The organism is Candidatus Sysuiplasma jiujiangense (genome assembly GCA_019721075.1).
GTDB classification, from domain to species: Archaea; Thermoplasmatota; Thermoplasmata; order Sysuiplasmatales; family Sysuiplasmataceae; genus Sysuiplasma; species Sysuiplasma jiujiangense.
Window position 1 is genome coordinate 59,830 of sequence record JAHEAD010000005.1, and the last position, 18,486, is coordinate 78,315.

At 48.0% G+C, this 18,486-nt stretch carries 15 protein-coding genes; 6 read left to right on the top strand and 9 right to left on the bottom strand.

Going from position 1 to position 18,486, the window contains the following annotated elements; all coding sequences use genetic code 11:
* Positions 1–5: 5 nt before the first annotated feature.
* The 7 genes from KIS29_04490 to KIS29_04520 form a co-directional block, all read right to left on the bottom strand.
* On the bottom strand, positions 6–536 hold the full coding sequence (locus tag KIS29_04490; GenBank protein MBX8639582.1) for a DUF4430 domain-containing protein: 531 nt from the start codon (positions 534–536) through the stop codon (positions 6–8).
* 19 nt (positions 537–555) lie between these two features.
* Complete coding sequence (locus KIS29_04495) at positions 556–1,371, bottom strand: PAC2 family protein (GenBank protein ID MBX8639583.1); 816 nt, start codon at positions 1,369–1,371, stop codon at positions 556–558.
* Between the two features lie 76 nt (positions 1,372–1,447).
* The gene (locus KIS29_04500) at positions 1,448–1,900 is read right to left on the bottom strand and encodes a MarR family transcriptional regulator (GenBank protein ID MBX8639584.1); all 453 of its coding nucleotides are present in this window, start codon (positions 1,898–1,900) and stop codon (positions 1,448–1,450) included.
* 3 nt (positions 1,901–1,903) lie between these two features.
* Entirely contained in the window at positions 1,904–3,706 is a 1,803-nt protein-coding gene (locus tag KIS29_04505) for an MFS transporter (protein ID MBX8639585.1), read from the bottom strand.
* A 206-nt stretch (positions 3,707–3,912) separates the two neighbouring features.
* A complete protein-coding gene (locus tag KIS29_04510) occupies positions 3,913–5,124 on the bottom strand; it encodes an MFS transporter (GenBank protein ID MBX8639586.1) in 1,212 nt (403 codons plus the stop codon).
* Positions 5,121–6,119, bottom strand: coding sequence for an arginase (rocF, locus tag KIS29_04515; protein MBX8639587.1), 999 nt, complete (start codon positions 6,117–6,119; stop codon positions 5,121–5,123). The genes KIS29_04510 and rocF overlap by 4 nt, the downstream gene beginning before the upstream one ends.
* A gap of 93 nt (positions 6,120–6,212) precedes the next feature.
* Positions 6,213–7,028 (bottom strand): dienelactone hydrolase family protein, encoded by an 816-nt coding sequence (locus tag KIS29_04520; GenBank protein MBX8639588.1) that lies wholly within the window; start codon positions 7,026–7,028, stop codon positions 6,213–6,215.
* A gap of 531 nt (positions 7,029–7,559) precedes the next feature.
* Between KIS29_04520 and KIS29_04525 the strand changes: the two genes are divergently transcribed.
* Both KIS29_04525 and KIS29_04530 read left to right on the top strand, forming a co-directional pair.
* Entirely contained in the window at positions 7,560–9,239 is a 1,680-nt protein-coding gene (locus tag KIS29_04525; protein MBX8639589.1) for a B12-binding domain-containing radical SAM protein, read from the top strand.
* A gap of 96 nt (positions 9,240–9,335) precedes the next feature.
* Positions 9,336–12,422: an MMPL family transporter gene (locus tag KIS29_04530; GenBank protein ID MBX8639590.1), complete on the top strand. Its 3,087-nt coding sequence runs from the start codon at positions 9,336–9,338 to the stop codon at positions 12,420–12,422.
* 27 nt (positions 12,423–12,449) lie between these two features.
* Here KIS29_04530 and KIS29_04535 read toward each other — a convergent pair whose 3' ends face one another.
* Together KIS29_04535 and KIS29_04540 are read right to left on the bottom strand one after the other, a co-directional pair.
* A complete protein-coding gene (locus tag KIS29_04535; protein ID MBX8639591.1) occupies positions 12,450–12,998 on the bottom strand; it encodes a cob(I)yrinic acid a,c-diamide adenosyltransferase in 549 nt (182 codons plus the stop codon).
* 15 nt (positions 12,999–13,013) lie between these two features.
* On the bottom strand, positions 13,014–13,427 hold the full coding sequence (locus KIS29_04540; GenBank protein MBX8639592.1) for a DoxX family protein: 414 nt from the start codon (positions 13,425–13,427) through the stop codon (positions 13,014–13,016).
* Positions 13,428–13,917: 490 nt separating this feature from the next.
* Here KIS29_04540 and KIS29_04545 point away from each other — a divergent pair, with 490 nt between their 5' ends.
* From KIS29_04545 to KIS29_04560, 4 genes are all read left to right on the top strand, one after another.
* A complete protein-coding gene (locus KIS29_04545; GenBank protein MBX8639593.1) occupies positions 13,918–16,119 on the top strand; it encodes a CDC48 family AAA ATPase in 2,202 nt (733 codons plus the stop codon).
* Positions 16,116–17,495, top strand: a complete 1,380-nt coding sequence (locus tag KIS29_04550) for a cobyrinate a,c-diamide synthase (GenBank protein MBX8639594.1) — start codon at positions 16,116–16,118, stop codon at positions 17,493–17,495. Before KIS29_04545 ends, KIS29_04550 begins: the two co-directional genes overlap by 4 nt.
* A 225-nt stretch (positions 17,496–17,720) precedes the next feature.
* Positions 17,721–18,050, top strand: coding sequence for a thioredoxin family protein (locus KIS29_04555; protein MBX8639595.1), 330 nt, complete (start codon positions 17,721–17,723; stop codon positions 18,048–18,050).
* Between the two features lie 42 nt (positions 18,051–18,092).
* Entirely contained in the window at positions 18,093–18,326 is a 234-nt protein-coding gene (locus KIS29_04560; GenBank protein MBX8639596.1) for a hypothetical protein, read from the top strand.
* Positions 18,327–18,486: the final 160 nt, after the last annotated feature.

Here is an 18,486-nt window from a genome sequence, read left to right on the forward strand (position 1 = left end):
TTATCTTACTGACCACTGTAGCTGCCGAAGAACCAGTCAACAGTGCTCCCCTGGTGAATTGTTTCGTGCAGCACACCGTACAGGGCCAGCGAGCCGTTTACATCATACTGCCAGTAGAGACCGAGTGTATTGCTGTTGGAAACACCGGCTATAGATGTTATGAAATAGTCAGAATATTCAGGATAGTAGGTTTTCACTATCATAAGGCCGTATCCCGCGGTAGATCGCATAATTCCCGACGATTCGTTCATCAGCACCCAGACGTCAGGAGTGCTGACGGTCACGTTCTCAAACACATATGTCGTGATATTTGATGCCTCTTCAGTGAATTCCCATTTACCGCCGGTCATTCGCCAGAAAACCTTGTATTTGTAGAAACTGTGAGGATGCCCATTGTTGAAATCAATGATCAGTGTTGCTCTCACTTTATGTCCGGCAACAGCTCCGGGAGTTAAAACGGAATAGGCAGCTATGGACAGTATGGCAACAGCAGAGACGAAAACAGCAAGAGCTGCCTTTCTTCTTCCCCCTGTCAAGAGTTTCGTCCCCCTAGTTTCAACTATAGGCCGGGTTATTTTCGCTGAAACCCAGTTCTCCCTGAGGCCTGGATTTTGAAAGGGCATCCTTAATCGCGTTCTCTATTTCGGTCGCCTTCTTGTAGAGCGGTTTCGGATCCAGCTTTATGAGTGGCAGCATGTGGTCTAGCACTTCGATAGTTCTGGCAGCCGATCTCGCACCCGGATAATTTGCAGGCGTTTCTGCGAGTAGTGAAATGACGTTCCTCCTGCTGACCGATCCCTTGTGAAGCAGTACGCCTGACAGGCCGCCAACCATCCCGTCACTCATCTGCTCAACGCCGAAATCCTTCAGCATGTGTCTTGCCTCCAGCGTGCTTCCGACGCCAAAAATCGACGGCTCTGTCTGAGCGGTGTCAGATGGTGTGTTTATTCCTTCGAGTGAAATTATCGTGGAACTCCTTTTCCTCGCGCTCCATTCAAGAATACAGTTAGCAAGCGCATCCATTGTGTCCGGCGGAGGTGTGAATTCTGAGGTTATCACAATGACCTGCTGGCATTTCTTCTCAGGTCCGCAAACATGGTCTCCACCATAGATCCTGACGGGCGGATTTGGAACACCGTCGATTACGACCGCTGTAGGTATGAAAAATCTGGAAGAGATGTATCCTATGCGCTTGAGATCCAGTTGCCTTATCACATGGTTGGCAACGATGGAACTAACAAGTCCTATGGTCGGGAAACCCACAAGGACAAGGGCTTCGGTTATTTCCATCCTCGTTTCTTCAACAATTGTCAGTTCGTCCGATAGTGATTCCGATACATTTGACGCGGCCGGCAACATATTGTCATCCATAAGTCTATCACACTTGTTATTTCATAAACTATTCGTCGTTTTTGAGCCGGTAAGTTCGGAATGTGCCGAAAGAGCATCAGACGGAAGAGGTGCTGTGTTCCCGTCTGCCAAGCCCTTTCATCTTCTCCATAATTTCTATCAGGCTTTCGACTTCATTGCTGCTCAGGAGGTCAAGCTTTGACTGGACTAGCTTCAAGTACAGCTGGTTCGCCTCTCTGAATACCTGCCTGCCGGACACCGTTGTCGACACATAGATAAGCCTCCTGTCCCCCTCCTTCCTTGTCCTCTCCAGCAGACCTTTCTCTTCCAGTCTGTCAGTAAGGAGCGTGACACCTGCCTTGGTCAATATCAGTTCTTCAGATATGGCCACCATCGTCATAGGACCGTTTTTCTCCAGAATGGAAATTATCTTGAACTCGATAAATGAGATCCCGCACTTTCCAAGTTCCCTGTCAAAATCCCTCTTCATCATCCTGGCCGCGTCTATGAAGTTAGACCATGCCTTCATGGATTTTTCCGCCCTAGACATGGATTATTTAGACCCTCCTCTGTTTGCACCTGTCTCGTCGGATAGTTTTCCGGCATCCTTATACTTTCTTGCAATTTCCCTGTACCTCGTGTGCAGTCTTTTCACGGTCCTGTTTTCAGCTGCAATATCCGGCCTGGCATCTGTATTCTCTTCAAGATCGTATATGTATACCTTCCCCCTCAAGAGCGACACTATACCCGCTATGGCCGAAAGTATCGCGCTTACCAGAAAAGCCTCGCGTAGCGCATTCATGAACGGATTTGCAATCACGGACGGAAACCAGTGCTTCCCTGTAAGCAGGGCATATGTTGCGGGAGACAGGGATGAAGTCAGCGAAGGGTAAGCTGCCAGCATTGTCAATATAGGATTATAGCCAAGAAACGCCGAGAACAATTCGCCTGTCGCCGGCAATGATCGAATTATTGCAATCAGCTGTGAAGAGGCGCCGGCTGAGGCGAGGGCTGAAGAAATGGCGCCGGGCAACGAGGAGGTGAGAGCATCGATAATTATGATGAAGAATATCGCGAGACTCACAGTCTGACCGGAATTCTGGAGCGTTGCCCTCATGCCTGAAGCTGCGCCCCTTTGTTCGGGCGGAACGGAATTCATTATCGAGGCAGTGTTTGGCGCGGCAAACATACCCATTCCTATGCCCTGCATCAAAAGCAGAAGACCAAATTCCCAGTACTGGAAATCATATGGCAGGAGAAGAAAGAGGAGGAAAGAAAGAGTTGCAATGCCCATGCCGGCAGTTGACAGAAACCTCGCTCCGTGCCTGTCAGACAGCCACCCGCTCAGTGGGCCCATTATGATGAAGCCGACCATCATCGGCAGCATATAGATGCCTGCCCAGAACGGTGTCGACGAATAGCTGTATCCATGCAGCGGAAGCCAGATACCCTGAAGGAGAATTATGAGCATGATCATCATGCCGCCTCTTGCAATTGCAGCAAGCATGCCCGCAAAGTTCGCAGCCGTGAATATCCTTCTCTTGAAAAGTCTCAGGTTGAACATTGGCTGTTCAACCTTCAATTCAACAAACGGGAAAATAATGAGCAGCGCCAGGCCTCCGAAAACAGATGCGGCAACCCATGGACTTGACCATCCCATGCTGGCTTTTCCGTAAGGCATCAAACCATACGTCACACCAATTAAAAGCAGTGTCAGGCCCGCGGCGAATGTTGTGTTGCCGGCGATGTCTATCCTGCTCTTCCGCTCAGGCTTTACCAGTTCCCTGAGTTTATAGTATGACCAGAGCGTTCCGAACAGCCCGAACGGAACGCTTACGAGAAAAACATATCTCCAGTCATAGGATGCGAGAACGCCGCCGAGAATAAGACCGACAAGTGAGCCCGCGAGAGCCGCAATCTGGTTTACGCCGAGTGCCTTACCGCGTTCGTTGTGCGGAAACGCGTCAGTCAGAATCGCAGCGCTGTTGGAAAAGAGAAATGCTCCTCCTATGCCCTGAACGATCCTGAAGAGTATGATGAAGTTGGCTGCAGTGTCCCCCCTCCCGGGGGTGAGAGACAGTGCAATTGAACCGATTGTAAAGATGGCGAAGCCCATGTTGTAGAGTTTGACCCTTCCGAATATGTCAGACAGTCTCCCGAATGTCACGAGAAGGGTTGCTGTAACAATATTGTAGCCAAACAATATCCAGAGAAGGTACTGGAACGAGGTGAGCGGATTTATGCCTATGCCCTTGAAAATTGCAGGGAGCGAAATTAAAATTATTGTGCTGTTTATCATCGCCATCATAACACCAAGCGTGGTGTTTGAAAGCGCGACCCATTTGTATTCAACCATAACAGTTAAGTGTTTAACTACCTACTATTATAAATCATTGACGAGCCTCAACTTTGTTTTACTGAAGCAGTTTTATAGCTTCATTTCCCCGCACTGATTTTCTTTTTAACGATTCCTGTACCACTGAAATCGGTAAACGCTACATTTTTCGCATGTGCTTTCAGATGTTGATTCTCTGATGTGTCAGTGGGTTGACACGAAAGGTCTTATTCAATATGCGGGGCAATCTTCGCCACGTTTGCCTCGGGCATTTTACCGAAAAAGCGGTGATACAGGTAGACATTGAAGAAGTTGAGGACAACTGCCATCTCGAAAGGGATCGAAACGGGATAGGCATCCTGGATGGCACCTGATGACAGGGAAGCGGCAACCGCGGGAAAGAGCCGCGCGGATTGATTGGTTCCCGTGGCAAACGATCTGGACTGTTCGCTCACCAGGTTCATCATCAGCGACTGCTGCGAGGGAAGAGCCATTGCGCGGAATGCAGTAAATGCAAGATAACTTAAAGAGGCAAAGAGCGCATTTATTGCAAATGGAAACACCAGCATGAAAAGAGTCGAAACGACTCTTGTCGATATTATGAATTTGACAAATCCAAGTCTGGCTGTAAGATACGGCGTCAAAATCATGGAGGAGGCCGTAATCACTCCGCCCGCTGCGAACAAATCACCGACTTCTCCGTTTGTCAGCAGGAACTGGTGTCTTAGAATTATCGGGAGGAAGGGTATGATAAGCCCCTGACTCGCACCGTTGAGCATTCCTGTTGCTGCAAATTTTCTTATGAGGCTGTTGTCTTTCCTGTCAGTAATTGTCTTCCGTTCAGTTCTTTTCTGCGGCCTGAATGCCTCCCGTATTGGCAATACAGCCACAAACGACAGAAGCGAAAACAAAAGCGCGATGGCAAAGAGCATGTCGTAGTTGCTTATGTTTGAAAGTAATGCGCCTGCAGAGCCTGCAACGCTCGACACGATGGTGAATGCAGAAAAAATAAGTGTGCGGTTTGAGCTGTTTGTCTTCTCAGCGAGAAGTGCGGTCTGCATGGGGGCAACAGAGGCTCCCACGCCTCCTCCTACAAGTCCTCCGGCTATCCCAAATCCTCCGAGCGCCGCAGAAACTGCGAGCAGGATGAAATTCGAGGTGCTGAGCATTATCAGAACTGCGGCCGGAAGAAATGCAAGCGTAAGCAGAAGAAGCCTTTTCCTTCCATGAAGATCCGCATACCTGCCGATGCCGAGAGTCAGGAGTGGAGTGAAAAGGGCCCCTATGCCGAACAGCACTCCGATGAGCGTCAGTGAAAGGTGCAGTTGATACTTGTAGTATAGGCCGATTATTACGGAAAGGATTCCGCCTGCGAGACTTCTGGCGACCCTTGAGGTCACAAGAAGATATAGGTCACGGTTTTCCGTAAGTTTGCTCATTTGAATTTGTCCAGTTTTGCATTCCGGTTGAAAGTGCCTGGCTTGCTGATTTTAGTGTTACCTTTCTTCACCGCACTTCGGCTTACCGCAACCTTCCGCTCAAAAATTCTCTTTCCCATGAGTGATTCCAGAAGCTGTACTGCTATTTCGGCCGTCTTGTTCGACTGATCGAGTATGGGATTTACCTCAACAAGTTCCGCGGAGGTAACTACACCTGAATCATACAGCATCTCCATTGCAAGATGTGCCTCCCGGTATGTCAGGCCGCCCGGAACAGGCGTCCCTGTTCCAGGGGCTTCCCTGGGATCAAGGACATCGATATCAAAACTCATGTGTACATCGTCAACGCCCCTGGCCGCAATATCTATTGCTTCCCTCATCACCCTCGCGATGCCCAGCTCATCGACTTCTTTCATGGTGAAAACTGTTATTCTGGACCTCTCGATAAGCTCCGACTCCTTCTCATCTATGCTTCTGACGCCGACCAAAACAGTGTTTTCCTCTATTGCCTTTGGTTTTATTCTCTTGAAATTTGCCAGCTTCGGATGTCCATATCCCAGAATGGCCGACAGTGCCATTCCATGAACATTTCCGGAAGGTGTGGTTTCCTGTGTGTTGAAATCACCGTGCGCGTCAATCCAGATAATTCCTCTTCTGGTTCCATGGGATGCAAGCCCACCTAATGTGCCAACGGACACGCTCTGATCCCCTCCGATCACCAGAGGAAACATTTTTCCGGATACACACATCGATACCTGTTCAGCAATATTTTCACACATTTTGAGAATGTCATCCAGATATCGGATTCTCTCGTCGCCATGCCTCGCAGTAGATCTATCGGGTCCGCCCACGTTGCCGAAATCGGTTATCTTGTGCCCGAGTTCCGCCAGCCGCTTGTCCAGGTCCGCTATTCTCAGGGCAGTAGGACCCATGTCCACTCCTCTCCTCTTCTGTCCAAGATCCATCGGAACGCCGATTATGCCAATATCCGTAATCTCACCCCGCTTCCCATGACGATTCAGTATCCATTTTGAGTGTGCCGGGTCATGTAATCAAACCCGATGCCCTAATAAACGTTGTTAGAAGCCTCACATGAGATTCGCTGAAAAAAATTTCTTCAGACGTTCCCATGCGTCCTTTGCGGCCTCCTCGTTATAATTTCTGCCTGTGTTATTGAAGAAGGCGTGGGCAGCCCCCCTGTACACCACTAACTCAAATATCTTGTCATAGTCGACAAATGCCCTGACAAGTTCGTTTAGATGCTCATTTATCCTCTTGTCCAAGGCGCCGTACAACCCGAGAATGGGGCCATTCATGTTTTTTACCCTGTCGATCGGCTCCGGATTCTGGCCGTAAAAAATTACTGTCGCGGCCGTCTTCCCGGTGCACCCCAGTTCGGCAGACATTGCCCCGCCGAAGCAGAAACCGGCACTACCGATATTTCCTGAATGAATATTTGGAAGCGAATTGAGATAGTCTACCCCTGCAGACAGTTCCTCGGCAAGTTTCTGCCTCGGCAAATTGAAGAGAACGCCCATCAGCGACTGAATTGCGTCTCTCTTGGTTTCGTCGTACCTGGCCAACTGCTCCTGGACATAACCCATATCCCTCTGTTTTTCAGGAGGCAGAGACATCATGAACTGCATGGTGAGCTGTATGTTCTGCTGTGTCATTGTCTGCGGTACATGCTTGCTGGAAAACAGATGCGGTGCGAGAACCACATATCCTTCTCTTGCAATCCTGTCAGCCACATCCTTTGTGTGATCGTTCAAACCAAAAATCTCATGAATCAGTACAATGCCGGGATGTTTATCACTTCCGGCAGGACCGGTAATGTATGCATCTATTTTACCCGTGCTTCCATCATATCTTGTCATTTCGCCCCTGATTTTTTTTTCAGACAAAGAATCACCTTTCTGTTAACCCAATTGTAAATGCAGATAATAGTTTTGTGCTGTAACAGTCAAATGTCTAACTTCCTGCTTCACCAGCCAGCCGGAGAATTGTTCGAGTTTAGTGTTTTTACATTGCCTATTGGACATGACACCGGGGGTTGCTCAAATGGCGTAATTTTCTTTTAAACTTGGGGATTGCTCCGCCGCATGCATGAAAGGTGATAGTTTAGTGCCCCAATGACGGTGTTATGTTAACGGCAGTCGGCTTGTCAATGTATTTCTTTCTATTGTAGTCTATAAATTAATTTGAAATCCACAATCAACGAACAATTTGCCGGAAAGGTAATGTCGTCTGAAAATAGAATGTCCTGTCGTCCTCCCCCCGTAATTCTTTTTGAACACAATTGTGGTTTAAAAATAAAACTATATTATAACAACAAGACCTAAGTTTAAAATACCACTATTCCAAAAAAGTTAAGAACTGAACTAGTGATCATACAGCTCCAAAAGTGCAAATATGACTGATGAGGGGAATATGGAATGACAAAATATGTGCTTGTTTCAGATGCTACATTAAGTTACGACTATCGTAATTTTCCTCTTCTTGACTTCCTCCCGTGTGCTCCCTCCAACGTCCTTCCTGAAATTTTCTACGATTACCTGAAGGGATCATTTTCTCCCTCACTTCCGGATGGGAGGGTAAAGTATGCGCCTTATTCTGTCAGAAAGCTTGAAGCTGCGCTTTTGACCAGGCACAAAAGGGAAGAAGTTGCCGTCGCCCATGAAGATCACCTGGGGAATTTTATCAAAGACGATACAGAGGTCATAGGAGTAAGCACGATGGACCCTCTTGGAACTGGTCCTCTTACAGTATCCTACATGATACTCTTCGAAAGCACGGGTTATCCGTGGGTCAGACGCGAATGGTACAGGCTGATGGAGAAGATAAATGCAGTTAGGAAAGGAAAGAAGGCAAAACTCGTTGTTGGCGGTCCGGGCGTTTGGGAATTCACACTTTTTCCGGAAGAACTGGAAAAATGCGGCATCGATTATGCATTTCAGGGAGAATCAGACGATATTGTCTGTGACCTTTTCGATCAGATTTCTTCCGGGCAGGTTGACACCGGCAGGTTTTACAGCGGTTACCTGAGCTTTGACGACAATTTTCATCGTGCATACAGGGATAATGCTCGCTTCATAACCAGAAAACCTGGAACCAAGAACTATCCCACCCTGGAGGATATCCCCGAAATTGTGGAACCGACAATGAAAAGCATGACTGAAATAATGAGGGGCTGTGGCGTCGGCTGCGATTTCTGTGAAGTTACTCTCAGACCATCCAGATACTATCCCGTGGAGAAGATAGTGAAGGAGATCGGTGTCAATGTTTCAAAGGGGGGCTACAGCAATGCCTGGCTCCACACAGACGAGATTTTCGCCTATAAGCATGGCCGTCTTTTCGAGCCGAATGAGGACGCGCTTATCGATTTATTCAGGAGTGTTATGTCTGTGCCAGGCATCGAGAGCGCAAATCCGACCCACGGAAGAATTTCGATACCTGCTGCTTATCCGGAACTCATTATGAAGCTAAGCGACATACTAAAGGCAGGGCCTTCAAACTGGATCGGAGTCCAGGTTGGTGTAGAAACAGGGAGCGAAAGGCTTGCGAAGATACACATGCCGAACAAGACACTCCCGCTGAAGATAGGGACAGACGGAAGCTGGCAGGACATAGTATGGTGGGGTGTCCATAATTTCAACAGGTACCACTGGAGGCCGGCATTCACCTGCCAGGTCGGGCAGAGGGAGGAGACGGATGAAGACAACTGGGAAACAGTTGAGTTGATTAACCGCCTCAGCAACTCCATCGTCGACCACAGGGCATTCGAATTCACAATCACTCCAATGCAAAACGTACCTCTTGGTTTGATAAAGAGCAGACAGTTTTCCCAGATAGAACTTAATGAATCACAGCTCGCTGTATACTATGCTTCTTACCGTCATCTTGCAAAAATGGCTGCGAGGGATTCTGCACCTTCAAGTCATGGTGGCCTCCTTTCAAGGCTGGGCACCTCCAGCATAATATCTATTGGAGGATGGCTTATGCTCAAAGGCATAGAGCACATCTGCAAAAAACGTGGCCTTGATTTGGATAAGGTCAAGCGCATCGGTTCTGAAGTTGGAGACACATTTGCGAAACCGGTTCGTATTATCTCATGATAAGTTTAGCGACTTCACTTTCCTGTCCGCACGTTCATTCATCAACCTTATTAAGCAGTAGTTAATCGCGCAATGTGGAAATAGAGCGGTGGCTTGGTGTTAGAAAAATCATTCAGATCGCTTGGCGTACTTTCGCAGAAGAGGAGCAAAACGATCATTCTTCTCTGGATTGCCGCAATCATTTTCCTCGCTCCCTTTGCAGGACTGCTTTTCAGTGAAACTTCATACAATCTCGCATCCGGAATTTTTCCTTCCAACTCCATGTCTTCCCAGGCACAGAAGCTTTTGAGTGATAATTTCCCGTCTTCTGTATCGCGGGCCGGCGATCAGAGCCTGGTCATCGTTACAACTGGTACAAACGTCAACCAGAGAAGTGTTGTTGACCATTTTATTTCAATGGACGGCCTGCTTGTTTCCTACCTCAACAGCAGCAGTCTGAAAGGAAACATAACATCTATTTTCACAGTTGAGAAAAACACCATGCTGCAGCTGTCGTATGAAGCAAAAGGCGAACTCGCAGGAACTTATTCTCTGCTTAACACAACAACTAATGGCATCATGGCATTAAACAGTACACTGAACAGGACACTGGAAATGGTATACGGCATACCAGCCCTCTTTCTGCACTACCTTAGTGCAACGGGCGGTAACGTTACCCTGGCAAACAGTGAAGTCTTGAAAAACATTTCGGCGGAAGGAAATCTGGTCAATCTGTATTACACTACTTTCTACGGCTACTGGAACACCTCTGATATTTCCAACCTGACAATGAGAACGTATTATTCAATAAGCCAGGACATACTTAATACGAGTTCACAATACTACCAGTTTTCAGTAACATATGGGCTTCTCCATCAGATTTCAGTGTCCATTATGCAGAATTTTTCACTTTCAGATTTTTCTCTGTCTACAAGTTCTGACCTCGGTCATTTCTTCTCATACGTTTACAACTTCACCGAGATGCAGTTTGTTCCTTCCCTTTCATCAAATTCTGAAGTGAACAGCCTTGTAGTATCCGGATTGGATCTGACAATACAGGACTTTTTCAATGTCTCGTATTCCGTCCAGGGATTGCAGGCCACCGGAGCATACGGATCGACAGCTGTCAGGCTGGTTTCTCATGGTATCCAGGCGTCACTTGAATACAATCCCTTTGCTGCCGCTCAGCCGCAATATCTCACGCCATATCTCAGTCTCCTGAACAACACCAGTTCGGTTTCGAATCTTGCCAATCAGACAGTTTCGTTATCTGGTTTCTCCCAGTATCCATTCATTCCGACACCCTATGTCTACCATCAGTTTGTGGGGTATGATAATTCAACCGTCGTTTTCATTCTCACAACATCAGGAAAGCTTACTTCCGGGCAGTCTGTTCACATATCTTCCCTGGTTGGCGGTGAAGTTTCGCCTATACCAGGAAGCCATTACTATCTGGCCGGTTCGACTGAGCAGAACAATCAGCTCTCATCGGAAACGCTTACTGGTATGATAAGGGCTCTGATAATCGGCATCGTCCTTTCAATAATAATCGTCGGAGTATTCTTCAGATCGGTAACGGCCGCATTCCTGCCGCTCTTGATGTTTGGCATAAGTGCACTTTCCGCATTTTCTGTCAACGGACTGGTCTACAAATACATCCTCCATTCCTCTATTTCATTCATCACTCCGACGCTTCTGCTCATTCTGCTGCTGGGACTTTCAAGTGATTACGTTGTCTACATGATGTCGAGGTTCAGGCGTGAGCTCAGAAAGGGCAACAAGTTCCCGGCAATAGTTTCCACCCAGTGGGCCGGTCATGCTATTTTCACTTCCGGCGCAACAGTTGCCCTTTCTTATGTTGCACTCTACGTGTCAGGCGTTCCTCTGTTCAGTGATTCGGGCATTACAAACGCAATAGGGGTATTGCTTGCGGTGCTTGTGTCAAACACTCTCCTGGTAGCACTGCTCAATATATTCAGGGAGAGGATATTCTGGCCATCCAGGCTGGGTTCAAACAGGCCAGACAACGAAACCACAATGTACAGGATTTCAACCTTTGTGATAGGCAACAAGGGCAAAATACTGGCTGTTTTTCTCGTTGTTGCAATTGTCGGTTCATACGTTTATGCTTCAACACCAACCAACTTTGATGTCTTTGATCTGATACCGGCCAGCAGCGGAATCAAGGCAATCGAGGTTGTCAATTCCGGCTTCCATGGGGATCTGTTCGATCTCGGATACATAATATTGCAGTTTCCATCGCCTGTTCTCAACGGGAACACATCTTTCAATGACACAGAGATGCTGCAGATAACATCGATCGAAAACACGCTTTCAGAGAACAGTCACATTGCGCAGATTCAGGGTCCGACTTACCCGTTCGGCAGCTATGTTCCGTTCAATCTGAGCAATATCCCCTCAGCCTACAAATCTGAGTATGAGTCGCAGATGCTGTCTTTTGTAGGGAGCAACACAACCTATGTGCGCTTAACATTTGAGCTCTCATCGCTCGCCTGGAGAAGTCAGTCTTCTTCATTTGTCAACTCCATGCCTGCATTGCTTTACGGAAGTGTAGGCGGAAACTTTAAATTATTCATAGGCGGCCTGACCGAAGGTTTTCTGAACGCCTACTCTTTTACGAGCCTCAGTTTCGCAAAACTTGTTCCGGTTCTTGCCTTTGCGATACTTGCAGTTCTTGCAGTCCAGCTTACTTCCATTTTCACACCGGCAAGACTTATTGCGATGGTTCTTGCATCGGTTGTTGTAGCCCTCGCAATAACCTATATTGCACTTTACTACACCCTGCATCTTCCGATACTGATATTTCTCCCGATGTTCACAGTAATCACGCTTCTAGCGGTTGGACTCGATTATGACATCTTCATGGTCACCAGAGTCAGGGAAGAAGTGATAAATGGTAGAAGCGACAGGGATGGAATAAGCACAAGCATAATTGAAAATGGAGGTGTAATCGTAACACTGGGCTCACTCCTCTTTGTCACATTCGCCTCACTAATTTTTAGCGGCATCGGCATAATTCAGGAAATAGGTCTGGGTCTCGCAGTGGGGGTGCTGATAGATACGTTCGTCAGCTGGCCGTTTTTTGTCCCTGCGGTCATGCTTTATCTCAGGAAATACAACTGGTGGCCATCCAGGATAGGCAAGCCTATGCGGGTGGTTTACAGAAACCTGAAGAATAAGTGACAGCCCGGTTGGTGGGCGTGCAGGCATTCAATCGTCGTAGGCAGGTGCATTTTCGCTTCTGCCTTCGATGTGGTTTGCATATCTGGCAGCAACATGCAGGAAATCGGCAAGACGGTTTATGTATCGTAATATCTCCGGATTGAACCCTTCTTTCGATGAAGCCGAAACGAGGCGCCGTTCAGTTCTCCTCGATATCGCCCTTGCCATGTGCAGGGATGCTCCTCCCCTGCCTCCTCCGGGCAGTATGAACGTTTTCTGTTCAGGCATCCTCGCAAGCATCCCATCTATTTCCCTTTCTAGTCTCTCGGTCATTACCGGCTTTACATGAGGTATGCCGGGTATGTTCTTTCCTGTTGAGTTAAGATCCGCACCAAGTGTAAAAAGTTCGCTCTGAATCCTCTTCAGTATGGCAGACAGCAGACCATCCTTTACGTCTTCAATCGAAATGCCAATTGCACTATTCAGTTCATCCACTGCACCGAGTGCTTCCACCACCGGATCTGTTTTCTTCACTCTCTCTCCGGTTATCAGGCTGGTTTCGCCTTTATCACCGGTTCTTGTGTAAACCCTGGGCATACGGAAATTATCCTCTCACAACAGCGGTATGAGATAATGATCCACCGATATTGCTCCTGCTCCGAGGAAGAAAAGAGCAAGACCGACTGCCAGATATGCGACGCTGCTCTCATATCCGTAAAGATATCCTTTTTTCATTACTCGGGCATACAGATATAAGGCACCAATTGCCTCAAGCGCCACAAGCAGTCCGATAATCTGCGTTCCCGCCCCCAATATTAGCAGTATCCCTGCAATGAACTGAAAATAACCTACCAGCAACGTTACGGGCCCGGGAATACCCCTCCCCCGCATGCTGTCTATGATGCTCTCCCTTCTCGACCCCATTTTGGGATAACCATGCGCAATCAGTGCAAATCCGATAGCGACTCTGAGCACAAGCAGGCCATAATCCTGCAGACCCTGGATGATTAAATATGAACCGGCCAATCGAACACCTTTTAGAACCCGAATGACTGCGAATGTCATGGCTGTATATTGAACTTTTGGAGTATGAACTGTCACCTCAGGCAAGCAGTGTCTGCCTGCTCCCGTCTTAGAATGCCTTGCGGTAAAACTCCAGGCTTATCGGAAAATGAAAACCGGCCTTCCGGATTAAACGGCCTCTACGCCTATGCAGCAATGCACTTTCCGATGTATTTAGTTTACAGTTACAGGCACCACACGGGCTCACTGCTCAATCAGGAAAGGAAACCTTTGTCCTGACAGGACGGGCCGAAGTTTCTCCTGATTCCTGCACCTGAGCATAAGCTATGTTTGTGAAATGCAAAAAGGGTTCTGTTGCGTCTTCGGGACTCAACGTCGAACAGGTGCCTGAACCTCATTGGGTGCCGAACACGAATATAGTACGGTATTGGAGCCGCATTGAAATAATTTTATATAGTAGTGCAAACATATTTTTATTCGGAATTGTGTTTTTATGAAGCGGGACGAAAAGATACTGAGGGTTGCAGAAGCAAGGACCTACGACGTCGGAACCGGATTAGTGAGGCTCGACAGCCAAATAATGCGTATTCTCAATCTTTCACAAGGTGACTATGTCCAGATAACGGGCAGAAGAAGAACAGCTGCCATACTCGGCTCCAGCCTGCCGGAGGATGAGAACCGGGGAGTTATCAGAATGGACGGAATACAGCGCAGAAATGCTGGCGCATCCCTGGACGATAAAATAGGCATCACCAAGATACTTCCCAAGCAATGTAGCAAGGTTACCGTTGCGCCCCTTGAAGAGCTGAAGCTTTCAGGTGCAGAAGAATACGTTTCAACCGTGCTGGACGGCAAGGTAATTTCCAAGGGGGACGTATTTCAGCTCAACGTAATGGGCAATAAGGTGGAGCTGATGGTCACAGGGTTTGTGCCGAGCGGTCCCGCGGCTATAGTTTCTCGAGGTACCAAGATTATCATATCTGCGAAAGCCGTAAAGGAGCCGGTATCGGCAGCCTCCAAGGTTTCCTACGAGGATATTGGCGGCCTTGAAGGCGAGGTCAAGAAGGTCAGGGAGATGATAGAACTCCCGCTGAAACATCCTGAGCTGTTCGAGAGACTTGGAGTTGAGGCACCGAAGGGCGTTCTACTGCACGGTCCTCCAGGAACGGGAAAAACACTGCTGGCGAAGGCAGTTGCCAGCGAGACGAATGCAAATTTCACCAGTATCGGCGGCCCGGAGATAATGAGCAAATTCTATGGCGAGAGTGAGGAACGGCTGCGTGAGATATTCAAGCAGGCTGAGGAGAATGCTCCGAGCATCATATTCATCGATGAGATAGACAGCATTGCACCCAAGAGAGACGAAGTTACAGGCGAGACGGAGAGGAGAGTGGTTGCCCAGCTGCTCGCACTCATGGACGGGCTGGAGAGCAGAGGCAAGGTCGTCGTAATAGGGGCAACGAACAGGCCCAACGCAATCGACGCAGCACTGAGGAGACCGGGCCGTTTTGACAGGGAGATAGAAATAGGTGTTCCTGACAAGAAGAGCCGGCTGGAAATACTTCAGATACACACGAGGGGCATGCCGATGTCTGATGATGTAAATCTTCAAAAGCTGGCCGAAATGACCCACGGGTATGTGGGTGCAGATCTCTGGGCGCTTTGCAAGGAGGCCGCTATACGATCGCTGAGAAAGATTCTTCCTGCAATCGATATAGATTCAGACACGATTCCTGCAGATGTACTGCGTTCACTTAAAGTAACAATGGATGATTTTACGGCGGCCTTCAGGGAAATGTCGCCTTCTGGTCTTCGTGAAGTTCTCGTTGAAAAACCAAACGTCACATGGGATGATATCGGCGGTCTTCATGAACTGAAGGAAGAGCTCCAGCAGGCTATAGAATGGCCAATGAAATACGGAGTCGCATTCGAAAAACTGGATGTCCAGCCTCCAAGGGGGATTCTACTGCATGGTCCTCCAGGAACGGGAAAGACACTGCTGGCGAAGGCTGTCGCTCACGAAAGTGAAGCAAACTTCATAAATGTAAAGGGACCGGAATTCCTGAGCAAATGGGTGGGCGAAAGTGAGAAGGCCGTAAGGGAAACTTTTCGCAAGGCGCGTCAGGCCGCTCCCTGTGTTATATTTATAGATGAAATCGACGCGATTGTTCCGATGAGAGGCAGTGGGGTTGGTGACGCTCAGGTTACCGAAAGGGTGGTCAGCCAGCTGCTTACCGAGCTCGACGGCCTTGAAGAACTGCACGGCGTTTCCGTTATAGCAGCAACAAACAGACCTGATATCATAGATCCTGCACTTCTCCGGCCCGGAAGATTCGACAGGCTGATATATGTCCCCCTTCCGGATCAGGCTTCCAGAAAGGCGATTCTTGCGATACACACAGGGAAAAAGCCTCTTTCAAAGGACGTCTCCATCGAAAGACTGGCTGAAAAGATGGAAAACTACACAGGCGCAGAAATTGCAGCAGTCTGCAATCAGGCTGCAATGATTGCCATGAAAAAATACATTGATCAGAAAGGAAAGATCGATGAAGAGTCCCTTTCAGCGGTGAAAGTAACAAATAAGGACTTTGATGAGGCAATGAAAAAAGTTAAACCGCTGTCAAAGGAAGATATCTCCCGCTACGCAGAAATGAGCAAGAAATTCAAATCTGATGAACCATTTCCGGAACCGTGAATAAGGTATACAGGGGAAGACTGGTAGTTGCGGGTCTTTCTTCTGGTTCAGGAAAGACCACGGTCGCTATGTCTGTAATGAACATTCTCCGCAGGAAAGGAATACCGGTGGCGCCCTTCAAAGTTGGCCCCGATTTTTTAGATACTAAGTATCATCAGGTGGCAGCCGGCGCGCAGTCGACAAATATTGACGGTTTCATGACAAACGCCAGGTATATAACAGAAACCGTTGCTGCCAGTGAAGCGCGAGGAATGCTTTCTGTTGTAGAGGGAATGATGGGTCTCTTTGACGGCGTCAGAGCAACGGGCGATTTTTCAAGCACAGCCTGGATAGCCAGGCTGCTGAGCGCTCCGGTCATTTTATGCATGGATGTGTCGGCGACGATGAGAACTGCAGCCTACACCGCCCTTGGATTGAAGAGGATATCAGAGAGCTTTGGAATCGAAATTGCCGGTGTTATACTCAACAAAGTCGGAGGAATGGCACATTTTGACGGCTGCCGATCTGCCTTTTTGAACGCCGGTATTGATGTACTCGGCGGTCTGCCATATTCGGCTTCCTTCAGCATTCCTGAAATTCACCTGGGACTGAAGGTTCCAGCAAACATGCGTCGAATACGTGCACAAATCGATGCAATGTCGGACGAACTGGCTGAAACCTTCGATTTGAAGAAGTTGCTCCTGATCGCGGGCAGTGCACCGGAGCTCAGGACCGCAAGATCATCGCCGGCAGTAAAACCTGTGGTAAAGATAGGTGTCGCTTCAGATCCGGCATTCAATTTCTACTATGCAGACAACATTAATCTTCTGAAATCGGCGGGTGCAGCAATCTGCAACTTTTCGCCTTTGCAGGACAGCAGTCTCGACGAGTTCGACGGCCTATACATAGGAGGAGGATATCCTGAACTATACGTGCCGGAAATCACCGGGAACGGGCGAATGCTGAATAGTCTGAAAGAGAAGGCTGAAAGCGGGATGCCGATTTATGCCGAGTGCGGTGGATTCATGCTACTCTGCAGAGATATAAAGATCGGCAGGACAAAGCACAGAATGGCCGGAATATTTGACGCCACTGTAGAAATGGCTTCAAGCCCGGTGATAGGTTACAGAAAAATAAGAACTCTGTCTGAAACGCCTCTTGGGCCACCGAAAACAACGTCGCGGGGGCATGAATTTCATTATGCACGTATAGTTGACGGAGGATCGGGAAAGAACGATGCACCGTTTGAGGTCCTGGCCGGAAAAGGGGACAAATGGAGCAATAAGGGATACGTTTTTCACGGTACTGTAGGCTCGTTCATCCACATACATTTCGGTTCAAACAGGCAATTGGCAAAGAACTTTGTCGGTGCATGTCTGGAATACAGTCGCAGTTAAACAGCGAATCAGACTGATTTTTGCCAGGGTGCCGCGGTTGAACCGGCGACCCGTTAAATCATGCAAATCCGAAGTTTTGTGGATACGTGCGTTTTGCCATTGGCGCCTGTTGGATCAAAAAGATTGCACCCATACGCAGCCCCACATTACTGCAAGCTGCCTTGAAAACATGAACACTTCCGATACCGTTACCTATTTGTATGATTTTAATTCTGAGAATGAAGCATGAAGAATTTGACCATACATGACTTCGATGGTAACAGTTACCGCGGAGCCGAAAAGACAGTTGTGCTGTTTCATGCCAGATGGTGTCCTTACTGCAGAAAATTTGTTTCCGGTTATGAAAAACTGGTCAGAAATCTGCCTATGGATGCGGCTCTCGCCGACATATCAGACACCGAAAGTGAGCTATGGGATAACTTTTTGATTGAAGTTATTCCCACGGCAATTATGTTTGAAAATGGCAAAATTGTTTCACGGCTTGACGGTATACCAGGTATAGGCCTCCGAGACGCAGATTTTAAAGTGTTTGTGGGTGATGCGTCTCACGGCTGATGCATAAGCCGGGTGCCTGTCAGTGACTGCGGTGTGATATTGATGGCTGAAAACAATGAAGAAATTCTGTCAATGCTCAGGAGTGAAATTTCGAACATCTACAGGAAGATCGAAGCGCTGGAAAACTCCGTGGATTCTTTTTCAAAAACCGTTCAGGAGAATAACAGGATGCTCACCTCTCTCGTGTCCGCCTTGCAGCAGATGGGCGTTCTTTCCCAACCCTATGTCAAGTCTGTAGAGAAAGGGGATAAGCCGGCAGACCGTGCATACTATTGAATTCTAGCTAATCCCTGCTCTGAGATCATACCTAATTTTAATTGCCTTTCTAAATAAAAGCCCGTTGAAATTCATGAAGTTTCTGTTTTAATGTTTCTCGGCATTTCACCAAACAGCCGAGGCGTGAAATTGCCGTAAAACAAAAACATTTCCGAGAAGC

Coding starts and splice junctions, on each gene's coding strand:
- KIS29_04495 (MBX8639583.1), bottom strand. CDS start 1,371: ATGGATGACAATATGTTGCCGGCCGCGTCAAATGTATCGGAATCACTA.
- KIS29_04500 (MBX8639584.1), bottom strand. CDS start 1,900: ATGTCTAGGGCGGAAAAATCCATGAAGGCATGGTCTAACTTCATAGAC.
- KIS29_04505 (MBX8639585.1), bottom strand. CDS start 3,706: ATGGTTGAATACAAATGGGTCGCGCTTTCAAACACCACGCTTGGTGTT.
- KIS29_04510 (MBX8639586.1), bottom strand. CDS start 5,124: ATGAGCAAACTTACGGAAAACCGTGACCTATATCTTCTTGTGACCTCA.
- KIS29_04525 (MBX8639589.1), top strand. CDS start 7,560: ATGACAAAATATGTGCTTGTTTCAGATGCTACATTAAGTTACGACTAT.
- KIS29_04535 (MBX8639591.1), bottom strand. CDS start 12,998: ATGCCCAGGGTTTACACAAGAACCGGTGATAAAGGCGAAACCAGCCTG.
- KIS29_04545 (MBX8639593.1), top strand. CDS start 13,918: ATGAAGCGGGACGAAAAGATACTGAGGGTTGCAGAAGCAAGGACCTAC.
- KIS29_04555 (MBX8639595.1), top strand. CDS start 17,721: ATGAAGAATTTGACCATACATGACTTCGATGGTAACAGTTACCGCGGA.
- KIS29_04560 (MBX8639596.1), top strand. CDS start 18,093: ATGGCTGAAAACAATGAAGAAATTCTGTCAATGCTCAGGAGTGAAATT.